Consider the following 17,721-nt stretch of genomic DNA (forward strand, 5'->3'; position numbering starts at 1 on the left):
AGCGGGCTTGCCCGCGAAAGGGCCGGTACAGGATAACGCGGCTCGCCCGTCAGAACTTGTAGCTTGCAGCCAGGTAGGTCTGCGCACTGCTGCTCAGGCGCAGGGTGCCGTCCTTCGGCCCGCCACGCTCGCCCACTTCGGTCGCGGCATTGGTGCGCAGGTAACGGTAGCCCAGTTCGACCGAGGCTTTGTCGGTGATGTCCTGGATCACACCCGCCTGCAGGCCATAGGCATAACCGTAGTCGGTATCGCGGCTGGCACCTGGCGAGTCCTGGGTCAGCTTGGTCACGCCCAGGCTGCCACCGCCAAACAGCTTGGTGGTATCGCCCACCGGCAGGAACAGGTCGTAGCTGCCCAGCAGGTTTTCCTGGCGCAGCTTGAGGCCGCTGTGGTCGCCCGAGACGTTGTCATAGGTCATGTAGTAGCGGCCTTGGTCATTGATCTTGCCCAGACGCACGCCCCAGGTGTCATCCTTGCCGATGATGCCATCGGCGTTGAGATGGTCGGTGTTGCGCTGCAGCAGGCCGGACTTGCGAACCTTGTCGCTGGTCTGGCCGTAGGTCAGGCTGGCGAAGTTGTCGTCGGCGGCCTGGGCGGTGGTGATGCCAGCGGCGCAGACGGCCATGGCGGCAAGCAGGGTATTGAAGGTTTTCATGGCTGGATACTCCAGTTGGGTGCGCTGTTTCGGTCTGGAAGCTAGAGTAAGCAGGGCACCCTGAACCGCGACTGAACCCTGGCTGAACACCGGCTGAACGAACTGTCTGCAAGACAAGGAGTAGTAACCATGCGTGCCCTGCTGGCCCTGACCCTGATGTGCAGCGCCGCCTTAGCCCAAGCGGCGGTACAAACCCGTGAAATCCCTTACCAGGACGCCGATGGCAACCGCCTGGTCGGCTATTACGCCTACGACGACGCCATCGAGGGCAAACGCCCTGGCATTGTCGTGGTGCATGAATGGTGGGGGCTGAACGACTACGCCAAACGCCGCGCCCGCGACCTGGCGGCGCTGGGCTACAACGCGCTGGCTATCGACATGTATGGCGACGGCAAGCACACCGAGCACCCGCAGGACGCCCAGGCGTTCATGACTGCCGCCATGAAGGACCCGGCAGCGGCGGCAGCACGCTTCGACGCCGGCCTTGAACTGTTGAAGCTGCAACCGAATACCAACAAGCATCAGCTGGGTGCTGTCGGTTACTGCTTCGGCGGCAAGGTGGTGCTCGATGCCGCGCGCCGGGGCGAGAAGCTGGACGGCGTGGTGAGCTTCCATGGTGCGCTGGCTACCCAGACACCGGCAAAACCGGGCGTGGTGCGGGCCGATATCCTGGTCGAGCACGGGGCGGCGGACAGCATGGTCACCCAACAGCAGGTGGATGCGTTCAAGGCAGAAATGGAGGCGGCCAAGGTCAACTATGAATTCGTCAGTATTGAAGGCGCCAAGCACGGGTTTACCAACCCCGATGCTGACCGGTTGAGCCATGGCGAGCATGGCGGGCCGGACATTGGCTATAACAAGGCGGCGGATGAAAGCTCTTGGGCGGATATGCAGGCGTTCTTCAAGAAAGTGTTCAAGTAGAGATTGTCGGGGGCCGTTTCACGGCCCCAACAATCCCAACTCCCACACCGCTGCTGCGGCTGGCACAATAAGCCCCATGAACACACTCCCCGCCTGTTGCGCCCCGCTCCAGCACCACTGGCCCTTACCCCGCCCGCTCCCCGGCGCGGTGCTGGTCAGCTGCGCCTTTGACCCCGCCCTCCTGGGCCGCGATGACTTCCAGCGTGCCGGCATCGTGCCCAGTGCCAGCCTGCAACGCTCGGTGGCCAAGCGCCAGGCCGAGTACCTGGCCGGCCGCGTATGCGCCCGCGCTGCACTGCAACGCCTGGATGGCCGCAATTACGTGCCCGGCACCCACGAGGACCGCTCACCGATCTGGCCGGCAGGCATCCTCGGTTCGATCACCCATGGCAAAGGCTGGGCCGCCGCCGTGGTCGCGGCCCAGGGCAGCTGCCAAGGCCTGGGGCTGGATCAGGAGTCCCTGCTGGATGACGAACGCGCCGAACGGCTGATGGGCGAAATCCTTACCCCACCCGAACTCGAACGCCTGGACCGTCGCCAGCTCGGCTTGACGGTCACCCTGACCTTCTCGCTGAAGGAAAGCCTGTTCAAGACCCTCTACCCGCTCACTCGCCAGCGCTTCTATTTCGAGCACGCCGAGGTGCTGGAATGGTCCGCCGATGGCCTGGCGCGTCTGCGCCTGCTCACCGACCTGTCGCCACAATGGCAGCACGGCGCAGAATTGCAGGGCCAGTTCAGCGTGCAGGACGGCCACCTGCTCAGCCTGGTCAGCGTCTGACCTTTACAAAGGGGCCTGCTGGCGCGGCCAGTTCAGGCTGAAGCAGGCGCCGCCCAGCGCCTCGCTGCGCCCCACCGTGGCCCGGCCTGCGTGCCAGTAGATGATCCGCCGCACGATCGACAGGCCCAGGCCATGCCCACCCGAGGCCCGTGTACGGCTGTCGTCGAGGCGGGTGAACGGGGTGAAAATACGGTCCCAGAAGCCCTCGGGTATACCTGGGCCGTCATCTTCCACATCAATGCGGCAGCGTTGCTGCCCCAGCTGGTAGCTCAGGCGCACTTCGCGCTCGGCATGGCGCATGGCATTGCCGACCAGGTTCTGCAGGGCCCTGTGCAGGTAACGCGGCTCGGCCTCGACCCAGGCGCCATCGGCGTCCGCGCCCTGGCAGTCGCCACGCACCACCCGCACCTCGGCACGCAGCGGTGCCAGCTCTTCGATCACGCGGTCGAGCAAGGCATCCAGGTCTACCCGCTGGAACTTCAAGGCCGGTGCGCCCTGCTCCAGGCGGGCATAGGTCAGCATCTCGTCAACCAGCTTGTCGAGGTCCTGGATATCCCCGTCCATGCCTGCCAGGTGCTTGGCCCGTGCCTGTTCGGTGGTGGCGCTTTCAATCATTTCCAGGCCAAACCGCAGGCGCGCAACCGGCGTGCGCAGCTCGTGGGACACCGCCCGCACCAGCTCACGCTGCATGGTCAGCGAGCGCTGCAGGTGCTCGGCCATGCCGTTGAAGGCAGCGGCCAGGCGCCCGACCGAGTCGGCGTCACCGGCAGGCACGCGGGTATCCAGGCTGCCTTGGGCAATACGAGTGGCGGCAACTTCCAGGCCCGACACACGGCGCTCCAGCTGGCGTACCAGCAGGTAGACCACTAGGCCGATCAGGCACAGGCCAAGGAAGGCGATCAATATCAGCAACTGCGGTGGATACGGGTTGAGCTGGTACAACGGGCCGATTTCCAGCACCCAGGGCGAACCTGACAGCCCGGCAAACACTCGGATCGAGTCGCCATCCCTGCCCAGCGCCATCACGGTGTCGCCCTCCTCGACCCGGCGCCGCTGGTCATCGTCCAGGCTTACCCGCTCGATGCGCTGCAGGGCGACGCCAAAACCGAAGCCCTTTTCCTGCTTGATCTGCGCCAACCGCTGCTGCTGTTCGGTGATCGGGTAACGCACCAGTTCATCGGCCAGCAGATAAAGGGTGGCGCGCGCCAACTGCTCGCTTATCTGTTTGATCTGCGCGACCAGCATCAGGTCTTCCTGGCCTACCTTGCGAAGCACTTGTGCCGCATGCGGGCCGGTCTTTTCGACCACCACCAGGCCACGGTACAGGCGAGCCCGCTGGCCGCCGTCGAGGGTGCGCGCCGTCATGGGCTGCAACGCCAGCGGCACACCCAGCAGGCGCTCCCAAATCAGCAGCGAGCGTTTGCGTTCGGTGTCATTCTGCTGTGCGAGGTTGTCGGCCATCAGGCTGAAGGTGCCCTGGGCCAGGCCTTCGCGGTGCTGGGCGGCGCGCACTTCGTTGACCAGATGCAGGCTGAGTATGCCAAGCAGGGCCACCAGCACCAGCACAGCCAGCATGCCGCCGTAGATACGCAGGAAGATCGAGTTGTTCATGGCGCCTCGCCGACAAACAGGTAGCCCTTGCTGCGCAGGGTCTTGATCAAGCGGGGCTGGAGCGGATCATCGCCGATCTTGGGGCGAATTTTTGAAATGCGGATGTCGATGGAGCGGTCCTGGCCGTCGTAGCCCACACCGCGCAGCGCGGTGAAGATCTGCTCGCGGGTCAGCACGCGGCCGGCGTTGCTGGCCAGCAGCCAGAGAAGGTCGAATTCGGCGCCGGTCAGCTCGATCAGCGTTTCGCCCAAGCGCGCCTCGCGCAAGCGGTTGTCGATACGCAGGGCGCCGAAGGCCAGGTCCTGGCGCTTGTTGTCCACGGCCTCGCTGCGGCGCAGCAGGGCCTGGATACGCGCCAGCAGCAGGCGTGGGCGTACCGGTTTGCACACGTAGTCGTCGGCCCCCAGGTCCAGGCCCTGGACCTGGTCGAGTTCGTCGCTGCGGGCAGTGAGCATCAGGATCGGGCCGGGGTACTGGCTGCGTACACGCCGGCAGATGCTCAGGCCGTCCTCGCCGGGCAGCATGAGGTCAAGGATGACCAAGTCGGGCTGGCTGTCGACGATGCGCCGCGCGGCGCGGGCGCCGTCGCCCTCCACCGCGACCTCGTAGCCGTTGGCTTGCAAGTATTCGGCGGTGAGCTCGGCCAGGCGCTGGTCGTCTTCGACAATGAGGATGCGGGGGGTGGGATGGTCCATGGCTTAGGCCTTCGCTTGTTGTTTTTCTTTTGCCAGCGCCCGCGAAGAGGCCGGCACAGGCAACATACCCCTTTAACCAAAAGGCAACATCTGCCTCGGATACTACGTCCCGCCCCCGGCACTGCCAAGCCACTCACAGCCCCTCGACTGAACCGTTTTTTGTGATAGGGTTCGCGCCCGAAAAAAACTGCCCCGGGGCAGCAAGGCGCAGAAAAATACTGCAAACCACTTGGCACAAGGCCTACAGCCAATACCCACCATTCACACACAAAGTACGCACACGTTATCCACAGGCGCTCGCCTTGCAAAGGCCCCAATACCGCATTATCTTGTATCCCGATCGCAGCGAACCACTAGATGTTGGGGTTCGTGCAAAATCACACACAAAAGTCAACCCGCAAAATCGAGCGATTTTCCGGGCGGAACTTCAAGTGATTTCAGCAGCCAAACCGCTCCTGCGGAGGCGACCGAGGCAAGCCCTTCCAGGGCCTTGTTCGGGTATGGGTGTTGCAGGCCAGGCCTGACACTCATCAGCAACAGATTTTGGGCTCAGGCCCAGAACCTTTGACTTCGGCCAGGGAGCGGCGAGCTATTGCCCTAATTCCTGAGTCTGTCCCGAAGTCGGTACGCCCGCGCGGGCGGATGCGCATGCATTGCGCATCCCCGCCGGGGCATCGAGCAAGTGGACGGAACGGTGGGCGCCCAAAAGGCGCCTGAACACTATAGAAACTGTGGAGACACCCACCCATGCAAACCGACACAACTCGCGAGAACCCGCAAGCCAAGGTGCCGCAAGCTGCCGATTCCAACCAGGATCTGGCCGCTACCGCCCCTGGCCAACTGCGCGTGATCAAGCGCAACGGCACTGTCGTCCCTTACACCGACGACAAGATCACCGTGGCCATCACCAAGGCGTTTCTCGCAGTTGAAGGCGGCACCGCTGCCGCTTCGTCGCGCATCCACGACACCGTCGCGCGCCTGACCGAGCAGGTTACCGCCACGTTCAAACGTCGCATGCCATCGGGTGGCACCATCCACATCGAAGAAATCCAGGACCAGGTCGAACTGGCCCTGATGCGCGCCGGCGAGCAGAAAGTCGCCCGTGACTACGTGATCTACCGCGACCAGCGTGCCAAGGAGCGTGCCACCCGCGCCAACACCGATGCCGTGGTCGAGCCGCACCCGTCCATCCGCATCACCCTGGCCGACGGCAGCCTGGCGCCGCTCGACATGGCCCGCCTGAACACCATCATCAGCGAAGCCTGCGAAGGCCTGGCCGAAGTCGATGGCGACCTGATCCAGCGCGAAACCCTGAAGAACCTGTACGACGGCGTGGCCATCAAGGACGTCAACACCGCCCTGGTGATGACCGCCCGTACCCTGGTAGAGCGCGAGCCGAACTACTCGTTCGTCACCGCCCGCCTGCTGATGGACACCCTGCGCGCCGAAGGCCTGGGCTTCCTGAACGTAGCCGACAGCGCCACCCACCACGAAATGGCCGACTTGTACGCCAAGGCCCTGCCGGCCTACGTCGCCAAAGGTATCGAGTTCGAGCTGCTGAACCCTGCCCTGGCTGACTTCGACCTGGAAAAACTGGGCAAGGCGATCAACCACGAGCGCGACCAGCAGTTCACCTACCTGGGCCTGCAGACCCTGTACGACCGCTACTTCATCCACAAGGATGGCGTACGCTTCGAGCTGCCGCAGGTGTTCTTCATGCGTGTGGCCATGGGCCTGGCGCTGGAAGAGAAAGACAAGGAAGCCCGCGCGATCGAGTTCTACAACCTGTTGTCGTCCTTCGACTACATGGCCTCGACCCCGACCCTGTTCAACGCCGGCACCCTGCGCCCGCAGTTGTCCAGCTGCTACCTGACCACCGTGCCGGACGACCTGTCGGGCATCTACCACGCGATCCACGACAACGCCATGCTGTCGAAATTCGCCGGTGGCCTGGGCAACGACTGGACCCCTGTACGTGCACTGGGCTCCTACATCAAGGGCACCAACGGCAAGTCCCAGGGCGTTGTACCGTTCCTCAAAGTGGTCAACGACACCGCCGTTGCCGTGAACCAGGGTGGCAAGCGCAAGGGCGCGGTGTGTGCCTACCTGGAAACCTGGCACTTGGACATCGAAGAATTCATCGAGCTGCGTAAAAACACCGGTGATGACCGCCGTCGTACCCACGACATGAACACCGCCAACTGGATCCCTGACCTGTTCATGAAGCGTGTCTTCGATGACGGCAAGTGGACCCTGTTCTCGCCTTCGGAAGTGCCAGACCTGCACGACCTGACCGGCAAGGCCTTCGAAGAGCGCTACGAGTACTACGAAGCCCTGACCGAGTACAACAAGATCAAGGTGTTCAAGACCATTCAGGCCAAAGACCTGTGGCGCAAGATGCTGTCGATGCTGTTCGAGACCGGCCACCCGTGGCTGACCTTCAAGGACCCGTGCAACCTGCGCTCTCCGCAGCAGCACGTGGGCGTGGTCCACAGCTCGAACCTGTGCACCGAGATCACCCTGAACACCAACAAGGACGAGATCGCAGTCTGCAACCTGGGCTCGATCAACCTGCCGAACCACATCGTCGACGGCAAGCTGGACACCGCCAAGCTGCAACGCACCGTGAACACCGCCGTGCGCATGCTCGACAACGTGATCGACATCAACTACTACTCGGTGCCGCAAGCGCGTAACTCGAACCTCAAGCACCGCCCGGTCGGCCTGGGCATCATGGGCTTCCAGGACGCTCTGTACCTGCAGCACATTGCCTACGGTTCCGATGCTGCAGTCGAGTTCGCCGACAGGTCGATGGAAGCGGTCAGCTACTTCGCCATCCAGGCTTCCTGCGACCTGGCCGATGAGCGCGGTGCGTACGAGACCTTCCAGGGTTCGCTGTGGTCCAAGGGCATCCTGCCACTGGATTCGCAACAGATCCTGATCGAGGCCCGTGGCCAGAAGTACATCGACGTCGACCTGAACGAGACCCTGGACTGGGCTCCGGTGCGTGCCCGCGTACAAAAAGGTATTCGTAACTCGAACATCATGGCCATCGCGCCAACCGCGACCATCGCCAACATCACCGGCGTGTCGCAGTCGATCGAGCCGACCTACCAGAACCTGTACGTGAAATCGAACCTGTCGGGCGAGTTCACCGTGATCAACCCGTACCTGGTCCGCGACCTGAAGGCCCGCGGCCTGTGGGACTCGGTCATGATCAACGACCTGAAGTACTACGACGGTTCGGTGCAGCAGATCGAGCGTATCCCGCAAGAGCTGAAAGACCTGTACGCCACTGCGTTCGAAGTGGAAACCAAGTGGATTGTCGATGCTGCCTCGCGTCGCCAGAAGTGGATCGACCAGGCTCAGTCGCTGAACCTGTACATCGCTGGCGCCTCGGGCAAGAAGCTGGACGTGACCTACCGCATGGCCTGGTACCGTGGCCTGAAAACCACCTACTACCTCCGTGCCCTGGCTGCAACCAGCACCGAGAAGTCGACCATCAACACCGGCAAACTCAACGCCGTTTCCAGCGGTGGCGACAGCGCACCGGTCCAGGCCGCCGGCCCGGCGCCAGTGCCAAAGGCCTGTGCGATCGACGAGCCTGACTGCGAAGCCTGCCAGTAAGGCCTGAATGCCGCGCGGGGTGCCTACGGGTGCCCCGCGCGGCATTTTTGTATCCGCGCCCCAGAGAAACCTTGCCCTTTGCCCACCGCTCACGCGGCTAGGTAAAAGAACAGGACCTCTCAAAAAAGGAAACAAGCCCATGGCGCGGAAAAAGGTGGCAACTCGCAAGATTGGTCGCAACGCTGAAACCGGCCGCTTCACCTCGGTCGAAGTAGCACGCAAACACCCCAAGACCCACATCGTCGAAACACTGCGCTACTGTGGGAGCGGCCTTGTGTCGCGTTAGGGGTACGAAGCGCCCCCAAGTTTTTCAGCTCCGCCGCATAAATCGCCCGGGCTGCCTTGCAGCCCTCTCGCGACACAAGGCCGCCCCCACAAAAAGCGCGCCAACACCACATAATGTGCCCATAAAAATAAAATGACACAACATGTAGTGCCGCCCGCTTTTTGCCGCTACACTCCTTCCCCGTAGCAAACGGCACAAGCCTGGTGAACGGACGCACGCAAAACCGGTCGAAAAAGTTACCCTCGCCCGCCAGACGCGCGCCCCGATCGGAGGCGAATTCCGGTATACTGCGCCCCCTCTGAAAAAGGGCACCTTTCAATTGTCCTGGCCCCTCCCGGAGGCCTGGCCAGGTACAAGTCAGAACACATTCAGATGTAAACGAGAGTCAGCCTCTCGAGCTGTCCATTCGCCGTTACGGCCTTGCGTCAGGCATCACATTTTTAAAATCCAACCGGTTGCCCCAGGGCGACCCTCAAGCAGGAGCCAAACCATGCTGAGCTGGGACGAATTCGATAAAGAAGACGGCGAAGTAGCCGCCAAAGGCAACACCCCTGCGCAGGCCGCTGCCACCGCTACCCTCGACAAGCTCGACAGCGCTGGTGGTGCCGCCGCCCTGGAAGCTCGCGCTGCTACCGCGTCTGACTCCGAAGCCGTCAAGCGTGCCAAGGCTGCCCTCGACGCCCTCGACGTGGCCGAAGGCCTGGCCGAGCTGGAAGGCTCCTCCGCCCGCGTTGCCGTTGACGAAAAGCGCATGATCAACTGCCGCGCCGACCTGAACCAGCTGGTACCGTTCAAGTACGACTGGGCCTGGCAGAAGTACCTGGACGGCTGCGCCAACCACTGGATGCCGCAAGAGGTCAACATGACCGCCGACATCGCCCTGTGGAAGAGCCAGGACGGCCTGACCGAAGACGAGCGCCGCATCGTCATGCGCAACCTCGGCTTCTTCTCCACCGCCGACTCGCTGGTTGCCAACAACCTGGCCCTGGCCGTGTACCGCCTGATCACCAACCCGGAGTGCCGCCAGTACATCCTGCGCCAGGCCTTCGAAGAGGCGATCCACACTCACGCCTACCAGTACTGCATCGAGTCGCTGGGCATGGATGAAGGCGAGATCTTCAACATGTACCACGAGATCCCGTCGGTCGCTAAAAAAGCCGCCTGGGGCCTGAAGTACACCCGCGCCATCTCCGACCCGGAATTCAACACCGGCACCGTCGAAACCGACAAAGAGCTGCTGCGCAACCTGATCGCCTACTACTGCGTACTGGAAGGCATCTTCTTCTACTGCGGCTTCACCCAGATCCTGTCCATGGGCCGCCGCAACAAGATGACCGGCGTGGCCGAGCAGTTCCAGTACATCCTGCGTGACGAGTCGATGCACCTGAACTTCGGTATCGACGTGATCAACCAGATCAAGATCGAGAACCCACACCTGTGGGACGCGGCGATGAAGGAAGAAGCGACCCAGATGATCCTGCAAGGGACCCAGCTGGAGATCGAATACGCCCGTGACACCATGCCACGCGGCGTGCTGGGCATGAACGCGGCGATGATGGAGGATTACCTCAAGTTCATTGCTAACCGTCGTTTGACTCAGATTGGTTTGAAAGAAGAGTATCCGGGGACTACCAACCCGTTCCCATGGATGAGCGAGATCATGGACTTGAAGAAGGAGAAGAACTTCTTTGAGACGCGCGTGATTGAGTATCAGACTGGTGGTGCACTGAGCTGGGACTGATTATCCGGGCTGATTATCAAGAAGGCTGCCAAACGGCAGCCTTTTTTATTGGCAGGGGAAAGGCAAACAGGACGCTTCCTACAAGGTTTTTCATTGTCACTTTTTTAGCGTTGCAATAACGTCTGTCGGCGCTTAAGAACGCAGCCCACCGCCGGCAAGCCAGCTCCCACACCGAGCGCATCGCACTCAAGCCATGCGCTGTAACTGTGGGAGCCTGGCTTGCCGGCGATGGGGCGCAAAGCGGCACCAATGTTCCTGACTGATTGGCATTAGAGGTCACCTGCGAACGCCGGCAAAGCCGGTGCCGTACATCGAGTCAGATGCTATAGGTCATCCAGTTGAACCTTCACGCGCAGCGGGGAAGCGAGACGCTCATTTACAGACGCGATGAGGCCTTCATCTTCCTCGGCCATGGTGTCTGGCCCAAAAGGCAGCTTGCCCTGCTCTGCTACATATTGCAGAACCTGGTGCATGCGTTCGGAGGGGGTTACACCGAGGCGCTCTAGCTCTTCGTAGGCGCGGGCTTTGAGCTCGTCGTCGATGCAGATGTTGACGGACGCCATGGTTCGACTATCGAGAAAAGAAGAGGCCCCGCCCACGCCGACAAGAGGGGTACGGCACAACGAGGTGCCGGGACTGGACATGCCAGTCTACGTGGTCGAGGGCGAGGCCAGATCTGAAGATAGCGCAGGGTTGCGGCAGGGTCCACAGGCAACTGGATTGGATTTGTAAAGGATGTGTTCGGGTTAAAGGCGCATATCTGTGGGAGCGGGTTCACCCGCGAAAAATTCAACGCGGTGTATGGCACCGGCTGTGACGGTGTTCGCGGCTAAAGCCGCTCCCACAGGGATCGAGCCAGCTTTTGAATTTTGGGATGAGATCGCGCCCGCTGTTGAAACAGCGCAAATGACTACCTTAGTCGTAGTATGTCTCTATAGCACTCATGGTAGAGCTTCTACAGCCCGATTTACGCCACCTAACCCCTGAATCGCTCAGCCATCAGCCGTTGACAGCCCACCTCCCCCTTGCTAATAATCGCCCACAGTTGTACGACAACACATAACAAAAACAACAATCAGTGGGCGAAATCATGTCGACACCCATCCCGCAACACCCACGTCTGTTGCACCCCCCCCTTGCCCCGGCCTGCCTACGTACGCCCGCCAGTACCTAGCACCCGGTTACCGCGTATCCACCTCTGGCCCTGACCGGCCCGTTACCTACCCGCCCCTGCCGCAGGCCGCCTGTGCGTGCCCGGTGGACGGGCTGCCATACCCTTCGGGAGCACAACAATAATGAAAATCTGCCACACCCTGCCCTTCGCCCTGCTTGGCGCCGGGGTTATCGCCGGCTTGCCGGGCACCAGTCTGGCTGCGGGTTTTGTCGAGGACAGCAAAGCCACGCTCGGGCTGCGCAACTTCTACATCAATCGTAACTTCACCAACCCGAGCAACCCGCAAAGCAAGGCCGAGGAATGGACGCAAAGCTTCATCCTCGATGCCCGCTCGGGCTTTACCGAAGGGCCGGTCGGGTTCGGCGTGGATGTGCTGGGGCTGTGGTCGGTCAAGCTCGACGGCGGCGGCGGCACCTATGGCACAGCGTTGCTGCCGCGCCATGACGATGGCAAGCCTGCGGATGATTACGGACGGTTGGCAGTCGCTGGCAAGGCGCGTATCTCCAAGACCGAACTGAAGATTGGCGAGTGGATGCCGGTGCTACCGATTCTGCGTTCGGACGACGGGCGCTCGCTGCCACAGACATTCCGTGGCGGGCAAATCACCTCCAACGAGATTGCCGGGCTGACCCTGTATGGCGGCCAGTTCCGCGGCAACAGCCCGCGCAACGATGCCAGCATGGAAGACATGAGCTACGGCGGCGGGCTGTCGGACCGCTTCAACTTTGTCGGTGGCGAGTACAAGTTCAACCAAAACCGTACGCTGGTGGGGCTGTGGAATGCGGTGCTGAAGGATGTGTACCAGCAACAGTACCTGCAACTGAGCCACAGCCAGCCGGTGGGTGACTGGACCCTGGGTGCCAACCTGGGCTATTTCCATGGTGATGAGGACGGTTCCGAGCGCGCCGGGCAGCTGGACAACAAGACCTATTCGGGGATGTTCTCGGCCAAGTACGGCGGCAACACCTTCTGGGTGGGCCTGCAGAAAGTCGATGGCGATACCTGGATGCGGGTCAATGGCACCAGTGGCGGGACTCTGGCCAACGACAGCTACAACTCCAGCTTCGACAATGCCAACGAACGCTCGTGGCAGGTGAGGCATGACTTCAACTTTGTCACGGTCGGAGTGCCGGGGTTGACCTTGATGAACCGGTACATCAGCGGGCGTGATGTGCATACCGGGTCGGTGACCGATGGCAAGGAGTGGGTACGCGAGACGGAGTTGGCGTATGTGATCCAGAGCGGGGCGTTCAAGGATTTGAGTGTGAAGTGGCGTAACTCGTCGATTCGGCGGGATTACAGCAATAACGAGTTTGATGAGAACCGGTTGATCTTTAACTATCCGTTGTCGCTGCTTTAACCGGAACATTGGTGCTGTCTCTATTGGGGCCGCTTTGCGGCCCATCGCAGGCAAGCCAGCTCCTACACCGACCGCGCCGACTTCAAGGCATATGCAGTACCTGTGGGAGCGGTTTTACCGCGAAGAGGCCGGCAAAAGAGACGCAGGCCTCATTGACAACACCCAAACCCACCGCCAATAATCAACCTAGTCATACGACAACCTACAACAATTAACAACAAGAGCCGGCCATGACCCCTACTCCCCTCAACCGCCTGCTGCTCACCGGAGCTGCAGGCGGCCTGGGCAAGGTCCTTCGCGAACGCCTGCAAGGCTACGCCGAGGTCCTGCGCCTTTCCGACATCAGCCCCATGGCACCTGCCGCAGGCCCGCATGAAGAAGTGATCACCTGCGACCTGGCCGATAAGGCGGCGGTACATGCCCTGGTCGAAGGCGTTGACGCCATCATCCACTTCGGCGGCGTGTCTACCGAGCATTCCTTCGAAGACATCCTCGGCCCCAACATCTGCGGCGTGTTCCACGTCTACGAGGCAGCGCGCAAGCATGGGGTGAAGCGCATCATCTTCGCCAGCTCCAACCACACCATCGGCTTCTATCGCCAGGACGAGCGCATCGACGCCCACTCCCCGCGCCGCCCCGACAGCTACTACGGGCTGTCCAAGTGCTATGGCGAGGATGTGGCCAGTTTTTACTTCGACCGCTACGGCATCGAGACCGTCAGCATCCGTATTGGCTCGTCGTTCCCGCTACCTCAAAACCCGCGCATGCTCTGCACCTGGCTGAGCTACGACGACCTGGTGCAACTGATCGAGCGCGGGCTGTTCACGCCCGATGTTGGCCACACCATCGTCTACGGTGCCTCCGACAACCGCACCGTGTGGTGGGACAACCGCCATGCCGAGCACCTGGGCTATGCGCCCAAGGACAGCTCCGAACCCTTCCGCGCCGCCGTCGAGGCCCAGCCGGCGCCCGCCGCCGATGACCCGAGCATGATCTACCAGGGCGGCGCCTTCGCCGTGGCCGGCCCATTCAACTGACCCCACGCATGCCAGGAGGCACGGCCATGAACTGCGAACTGATCGTCGACGCCCGTAACGGCACTGGCGAAAGCCCCGTGTGGCACGTCGGTGAACAGGCCCTGTACTGGGTCGATATTCCCGCCCGCCAACTGCACCGCTGGCAGGCGGCCGATGGCAAACACCAGGTCTGGCAGGGCGACGAAATGCTGGCCTGCATCGCCCGCAGCGGCCACGGCTGGATTGCCGGCATGGAGAGCGGCATCTTCCAGCTTCAGGCCAAGGCCGATGGTAGCCTGGACGGCCGGCTGCTCAGCAGTGTGCCACATGCCCAGGCGGGCATGCGTTTCAACGATGGCCGCTGCGATCGCCAGGGCCGCTTCTGGGCCGGCACCATGCTGCTGGACATGCAACAAGGCGCGCATGTTGGTGCGCTCTACCGGCATGACGGCGAAGGTCATCTGCACCTGCAGCAGGACAGCATGATCGTGCCTAACGGCCTGGCTTTCAGCCCCGACGGCACACGCATGTACCTCTCCGACTCGCACCCCAACGTGCAGAAAGTCTGGGCCTTCGACTACGACACCGACAGCGGCACGCCACACAACAGACGGCTGTTCGTCGACATGCGCGGCTACCCTGGCCGCCCCGATGGCGCCGCCATGGACCAGGACGGCTGCTACTGGATCTGCGGCAACGATGCCGGGCAGATCCACCGTTTCACCCCCGATGGCCGCCTGGACCGCTCGCTCAACGTACCGGTGAAAAAACCGGCGATGTGCGCCTTCGGCGGCGCCAACCTGGACACCCTGTACGTCACCTCGATCCGCCCTGCGGGCATCGACCTCAGCGGCCAGCCGCTGGCTGGCGGGGTGTTTGCCCTCAACCCTGGCACCAAAGGCCTGGAGGAGCCTGCCTACCGGGGCTGAGCCCCGCCTGCCATACCCACACTTGCACGTACGAAACCAGATAATAAAAACCACGGAGTTTCATCATGACGTTCAAACGCAAGCTGCTTCTTGCCGTACTCCCCTTCGCCTTCAGCGTGGCCATGCCCGCCTCGGCACTGGACATCAAGTTCGCCGAAATCCACCCGGCCGGCTATCCCACCGTGGTGGCCGAGCAGAACATGGGCAAAAAACTTGAAGCAGCCAGCAATGGCGACATTACCTTCAAGATGTTTGCCGGCGGCGTGCTGGGCTCGGAAAAGGAAGTGATCGAACAGGCGCAGATCGGTGCCGTACAGATGACCCGCGTCAGCCTGGGGATCGTCGGCCCGGTAGTGCCGGATGTAAACGTGTTCAACATGCCGTTCGTGTTCCGCGACCATGAGCACATGCGCAAGATCATCGACGGAGACATCGGCCAGGAGATCCTCGACAAGATCACCAACTCCGACTTCAACCTGGTGGCCCTGGCCTGGATGGATGGCGGCTCGCGCAGCATCTACACCAAGAAGCCCGTACGCAGCCTTGAAGACCTCAAGGGCATGAAGATTCGCGTGCAGGGCAACCCGCTGTTCATCGACATGATGAACGCCATGGGCGGCAACGGCATCGCCATGGACACCGGGGAAATCTTCAGCGCCCTGCAAACCGGTGTGATCGATGGTGCCGAGAACAACCCGCCAACGCTGCTTGAGCACAACCACTTCCAGAGCGCCAAGTACTACACCCTGACCGGCCACCTGATCCTGCCGGAGCCGGTGGTGATGTCCAAGACCACCTGGAACAAGCTCACCCCCGAGCAGCAGGCGCTGGTGAAGCAGGTCGCGCGTGAGGCGCAGATGGAAGAGCGCGCGCTGTGGGACGCCAAGTCCGCTGCCAGTGAAGAGAAGCTGAAGGCCGCCGGTGTCGAGTTCATCACCGTCGACAAGAAACCGTTCTACGACGCCACCGCCTCGGTGCGTGAAAAATACGGCGCGCAATACGCTGACCTGATGAAGCGCATCGACGCCGTCCAGTAACAGCGACCCCTTTCTGAACGACCTCGGCAGCGCGGCGCCCGTCGCCCTGCCGCTTTGGTGATGCCCATGAAAAACCTTGTCCTGCGTGTGAACGACACGCTGTACCGCAGCTGCATCTGGGTCGCCGGCCTGTCGATCCTGGCGATGTCGCTGATCATTCCCTGGGGCATTTTTGCCCGCTACGTGCTCGGCACCGGCGCCAGCTGGCCAGAGCCGGTGGCCATCCTGCTGATGGTGGTGTTCACCTTCGTCGGCGCCGCCGCCAGCTACCGCGCCGGGGCGCACATGGCGGTGGCGATGATTACCGATCGCCTGCCACCGCTGCAGCGCCAGCTGGTCGCGCTGCTGGTGCAGGTGCTGATGATTCTGGTGTGTGTATTCATGACCTACTACGGCACCAAGTTATGCATCACTACCTGGAACCAGTTTCTGGCGTCGCTGCCGGGTGTACGGGTGGGCATGACGTATGCGCCGATCCCGGTGGGTGGCGTGCTGACCCTGGTCTTCGTGCTGGAAAAACTTCTGCTCGGCGACCAGAGCCATCGCAAGGTGGTGCGTTTCGACCATGTAGAAGAAAGCGAAGGAGTGGCGTAAATGGATGCGTTCATTCTGTTGGGCAGTTTCGTTGCGCTCATCCTGCTGGGCATGCCGGTGGCCTATGCACTGGGCCTGTCGGCGTTGATCGGTGCGTGGTGGATCGACATCCCGCTGCAGGCGATGATGATCCAGGTGGCCAGTGGGGTTAACAAGTTCTCACTGCTGGCCATTCCGTTCTTCGTGCTGGCCGGTGCGATCATGGCCGAAGGCGGCATGTCACGTCGGCTGGTGGCCTTTGCCGGGGTGCTGGTGGGCTTCGTGCGTGGCGGGCTGTCGCTGGTCAACATCATGGCTTCGACCTTCTTCGGGGCGATTTCGGGCTCGTCGGTGGCCGACACGGCCTCGGTGGGCTCGGTGCTGATTCCGGAGATGGAGCGCAAGGGCTACCCGCGGGAGTTTTCCACCGCCGTGACCGTCAGCGGCTCGGTGCAGGCGCTGCTGACCCCACCCAGCCACAACTCGGTGCTGTACTCGCTGGCGGCGGGCGGCACGGTATCGATTGCCTCGCTGTTCATGGCGGGTGTCATGCCCGGTTTGCTGCTGAGCGCGGTGATGATGGGCCTGTGCCTGATCTTCGCCAAGAAGCGCAACTACCCCAAGGGCGAAGTGATCCCGCTGCGCCAGGCGCTGAAAATTGCCGGTGAGGCGCTGTGGGGCCTGATGGCCATGGTGATCATCCTGGGCGGCATCCTGTCGGGTGTGTTCACCGCGACCGAATCGGCAGCCGTGGCGGTGGTGTGGTCGTTCTTCGTGACCATGTTCATCTACCGCGACTACAAGTGGCGCGACCTGCCCAAGCTGATGCACCGCACGGTTCGCACCATCTCCATCGTGATGATCCTGATCGGCTTTGCCGCCAGCTTCGGCTACGTGATGACGCTGATGCAGATCCCGTCGAAGATCACCACGGCGTTCCTGACCCTGTCGGACAACCGCTACGTGATCCTGATGTGCATAAACTTCATGTTGATGCTGCTGGGCACGGTGATGGACATGGCGCCGCTGATCCTGATCCTCACACCGATCCTGCTGCCGGTCATCACCGGTATCGGCGTGGATCCGGTGCACTTCGGCATGATCATGCTGGTGAACCTGGGCATCGGGCTGATCACCCCGCCGGTGGGGGCCGTGCTGTTCGTGGGCTCGGCCATTGGCAAGGTGAGCATCGAGTCGACGGTGAAGGCGTTGCTGCCGTTCTACCTGGCGCTGTTCCTGGTGCTGATGGCGGTGACCTACATTCCGGCCATTTCCCTGTGGCTGCCTAGCGTGGTGCTCTAACTGAACCCGGGGCCGC

Annotated in this window: 15 protein-coding genes; 11 read left to right on the forward strand and 4 right to left on the reverse strand. The window is 62.1% G+C overall.

The window, feature by feature from the left end; genetic code table 11:
• Positions 1 to 49 precede the first annotated feature (49 nt).
• Entirely contained in the window at positions 50 to 655 is a 606-nt protein-coding gene (locus ACF8R4_RS01465; RefSeq protein WP_060498600.1) for an outer membrane beta-barrel protein, read from the reverse strand.
• Between the two features lie 129 nt (positions 656 to 784).
• Between ACF8R4_RS01465 and ACF8R4_RS01470 the strand changes: the two genes are divergently transcribed.
• Complete coding sequence (locus ACF8R4_RS01470) at positions 785 to 1,576, forward strand: dienelactone hydrolase family protein (protein ID WP_060498599.1); 792 nt, start codon at positions 785 to 787, stop codon at positions 1,574 to 1,576.
• 76 nt (positions 1,577 to 1,652) lie between these two features.
• Positions 1,653 to 2,354, forward strand: a complete 702-nt coding sequence (locus ACF8R4_RS01475) for a 4'-phosphopantetheinyl transferase (RefSeq protein WP_060498598.1) — start codon at positions 1,653 to 1,655, stop codon at positions 2,352 to 2,354.
• A gap of 3 nt (positions 2,355 to 2,357) precedes the next feature.
• On the opposite strand, the gene ACF8R4_RS01480 is transcribed toward ACF8R4_RS01475, so the two are convergent.
• Both ACF8R4_RS01480 and ACF8R4_RS01485 read right to left on the reverse strand, forming a co-directional pair.
• Positions 2,358 to 3,965, reverse strand: a complete 1,608-nt coding sequence (locus tag ACF8R4_RS01480) for an ATP-binding protein (protein ID WP_027615350.1) — start codon at positions 3,963 to 3,965, stop codon at positions 2,358 to 2,360.
• The gene (locus ACF8R4_RS01485; RefSeq protein ID WP_060498597.1) at positions 3,962 to 4,660 is read right to left on the reverse strand and encodes a response regulator transcription factor; all 699 of its coding nucleotides are present in this window, start codon (positions 4,658 to 4,660) and stop codon (positions 3,962 to 3,964) included. Before ACF8R4_RS01485 ends, ACF8R4_RS01480 begins: the two co-directional genes overlap by 4 nt.
• Before the next feature lie 747 nt (positions 4,661 to 5,407).
• Here ACF8R4_RS01485 and ACF8R4_RS01490 point away from each other — a divergent pair.
• The 3 genes from ACF8R4_RS01490 (at position 5,408) to ACF8R4_RS01500 (ending at position 10,314) form a co-directional block, all read left to right on the forward strand.
• Positions 5,408 to 8,287, forward strand: a complete 2,880-nt coding sequence (locus ACF8R4_RS01490) for a ribonucleoside-diphosphate reductase subunit alpha (protein WP_060498596.1) — start codon at positions 5,408 to 5,410, stop codon at positions 8,285 to 8,287.
• A 139-nt stretch (positions 8,288 to 8,426) separates the two neighbouring features.
• A complete protein-coding gene (locus ACF8R4_RS01495) occupies positions 8,427 to 8,573 on the forward strand; it encodes a hypothetical protein (RefSeq protein WP_164528035.1) in 147 nt (48 codons plus the stop codon).
• Positions 8,574 to 9,063: 490 nt separating this feature from the next.
• Complete coding sequence (locus ACF8R4_RS01500) at positions 9,064 to 10,314, forward strand: ribonucleotide-diphosphate reductase subunit beta (protein WP_060498595.1); 1,251 nt, start codon at positions 9,064 to 9,066, stop codon at positions 10,312 to 10,314.
• Positions 10,315 to 10,637: 323 nt separating this feature from the next.
• Here ACF8R4_RS01500 and ACF8R4_RS01505 read toward each other — a convergent pair whose 3' ends face one another.
• Entirely contained in the window at positions 10,638 to 10,877 is a 240-nt protein-coding gene (locus tag ACF8R4_RS01505; protein WP_392491544.1) for a type II toxin-antitoxin system RelB/DinJ family antitoxin, read from the reverse strand.
• Positions 10,878 to 11,609: 732 nt separating this feature from the next.
• Here ACF8R4_RS01505 and ACF8R4_RS01510 point away from each other — a divergent pair.
• The 6 genes from ACF8R4_RS01510 (at position 11,610) to ACF8R4_RS01535 (ending at position 17,705) form a co-directional block, all read left to right on the forward strand.
• The gene (locus tag ACF8R4_RS01510; RefSeq protein ID WP_392491545.1) at positions 11,610 to 12,848 is read left to right on the forward strand and encodes an OprD family porin; all 1,239 of its coding nucleotides are present in this window, start codon (positions 11,610 to 11,612) and stop codon (positions 12,846 to 12,848) included.
• Between the two features lie 230 nt (positions 12,849 to 13,078).
• The gene (locus tag ACF8R4_RS01515) at positions 13,079 to 13,885 is read left to right on the forward strand and encodes an NAD(P)-dependent oxidoreductase (RefSeq protein WP_104833294.1); all 807 of its coding nucleotides are present in this window, start codon (positions 13,079 to 13,081) and stop codon (positions 13,883 to 13,885) included.
• A gap of 26 nt (positions 13,886 to 13,911) precedes the next feature.
• The gene (locus ACF8R4_RS01520) at positions 13,912 to 14,793 is read left to right on the forward strand and encodes an SMP-30/gluconolactonase/LRE family protein (protein ID WP_392491547.1); all 882 of its coding nucleotides are present in this window, start codon (positions 13,912 to 13,914) and stop codon (positions 14,791 to 14,793) included.
• Positions 14,794 to 14,858: 65 nt separating this feature from the next.
• Positions 14,859 to 15,830, forward strand: a complete 972-nt coding sequence (locus ACF8R4_RS01525; RefSeq protein ID WP_060498590.1) for a TRAP transporter substrate-binding protein — start codon at positions 14,859 to 14,861, stop codon at positions 15,828 to 15,830.
• A 66-nt stretch (positions 15,831 to 15,896) separates the two neighbouring features.
• Entirely contained in the window at positions 15,897 to 16,424 is a 528-nt protein-coding gene (locus ACF8R4_RS01530; protein ID WP_016712038.1) for a TRAP transporter small permease, read from the forward strand.
• Complete coding sequence (locus tag ACF8R4_RS01535; RefSeq protein WP_060498589.1) at positions 16,425 to 17,705, forward strand: TRAP transporter large permease; 1,281 nt, start codon at positions 16,425 to 16,427, stop codon at positions 17,703 to 17,705.
• Positions 17,706 to 17,721: the final 16 nt, after the last annotated feature.

This window comes from Pseudomonas sp. FYR_2 (genome assembly GCF_043106425.1).
Classification (GTDB): Bacteria; Pseudomonadota; Gammaproteobacteria; order Pseudomonadales; family Pseudomonadaceae; genus Aquipseudomonas; species Aquipseudomonas monteilii.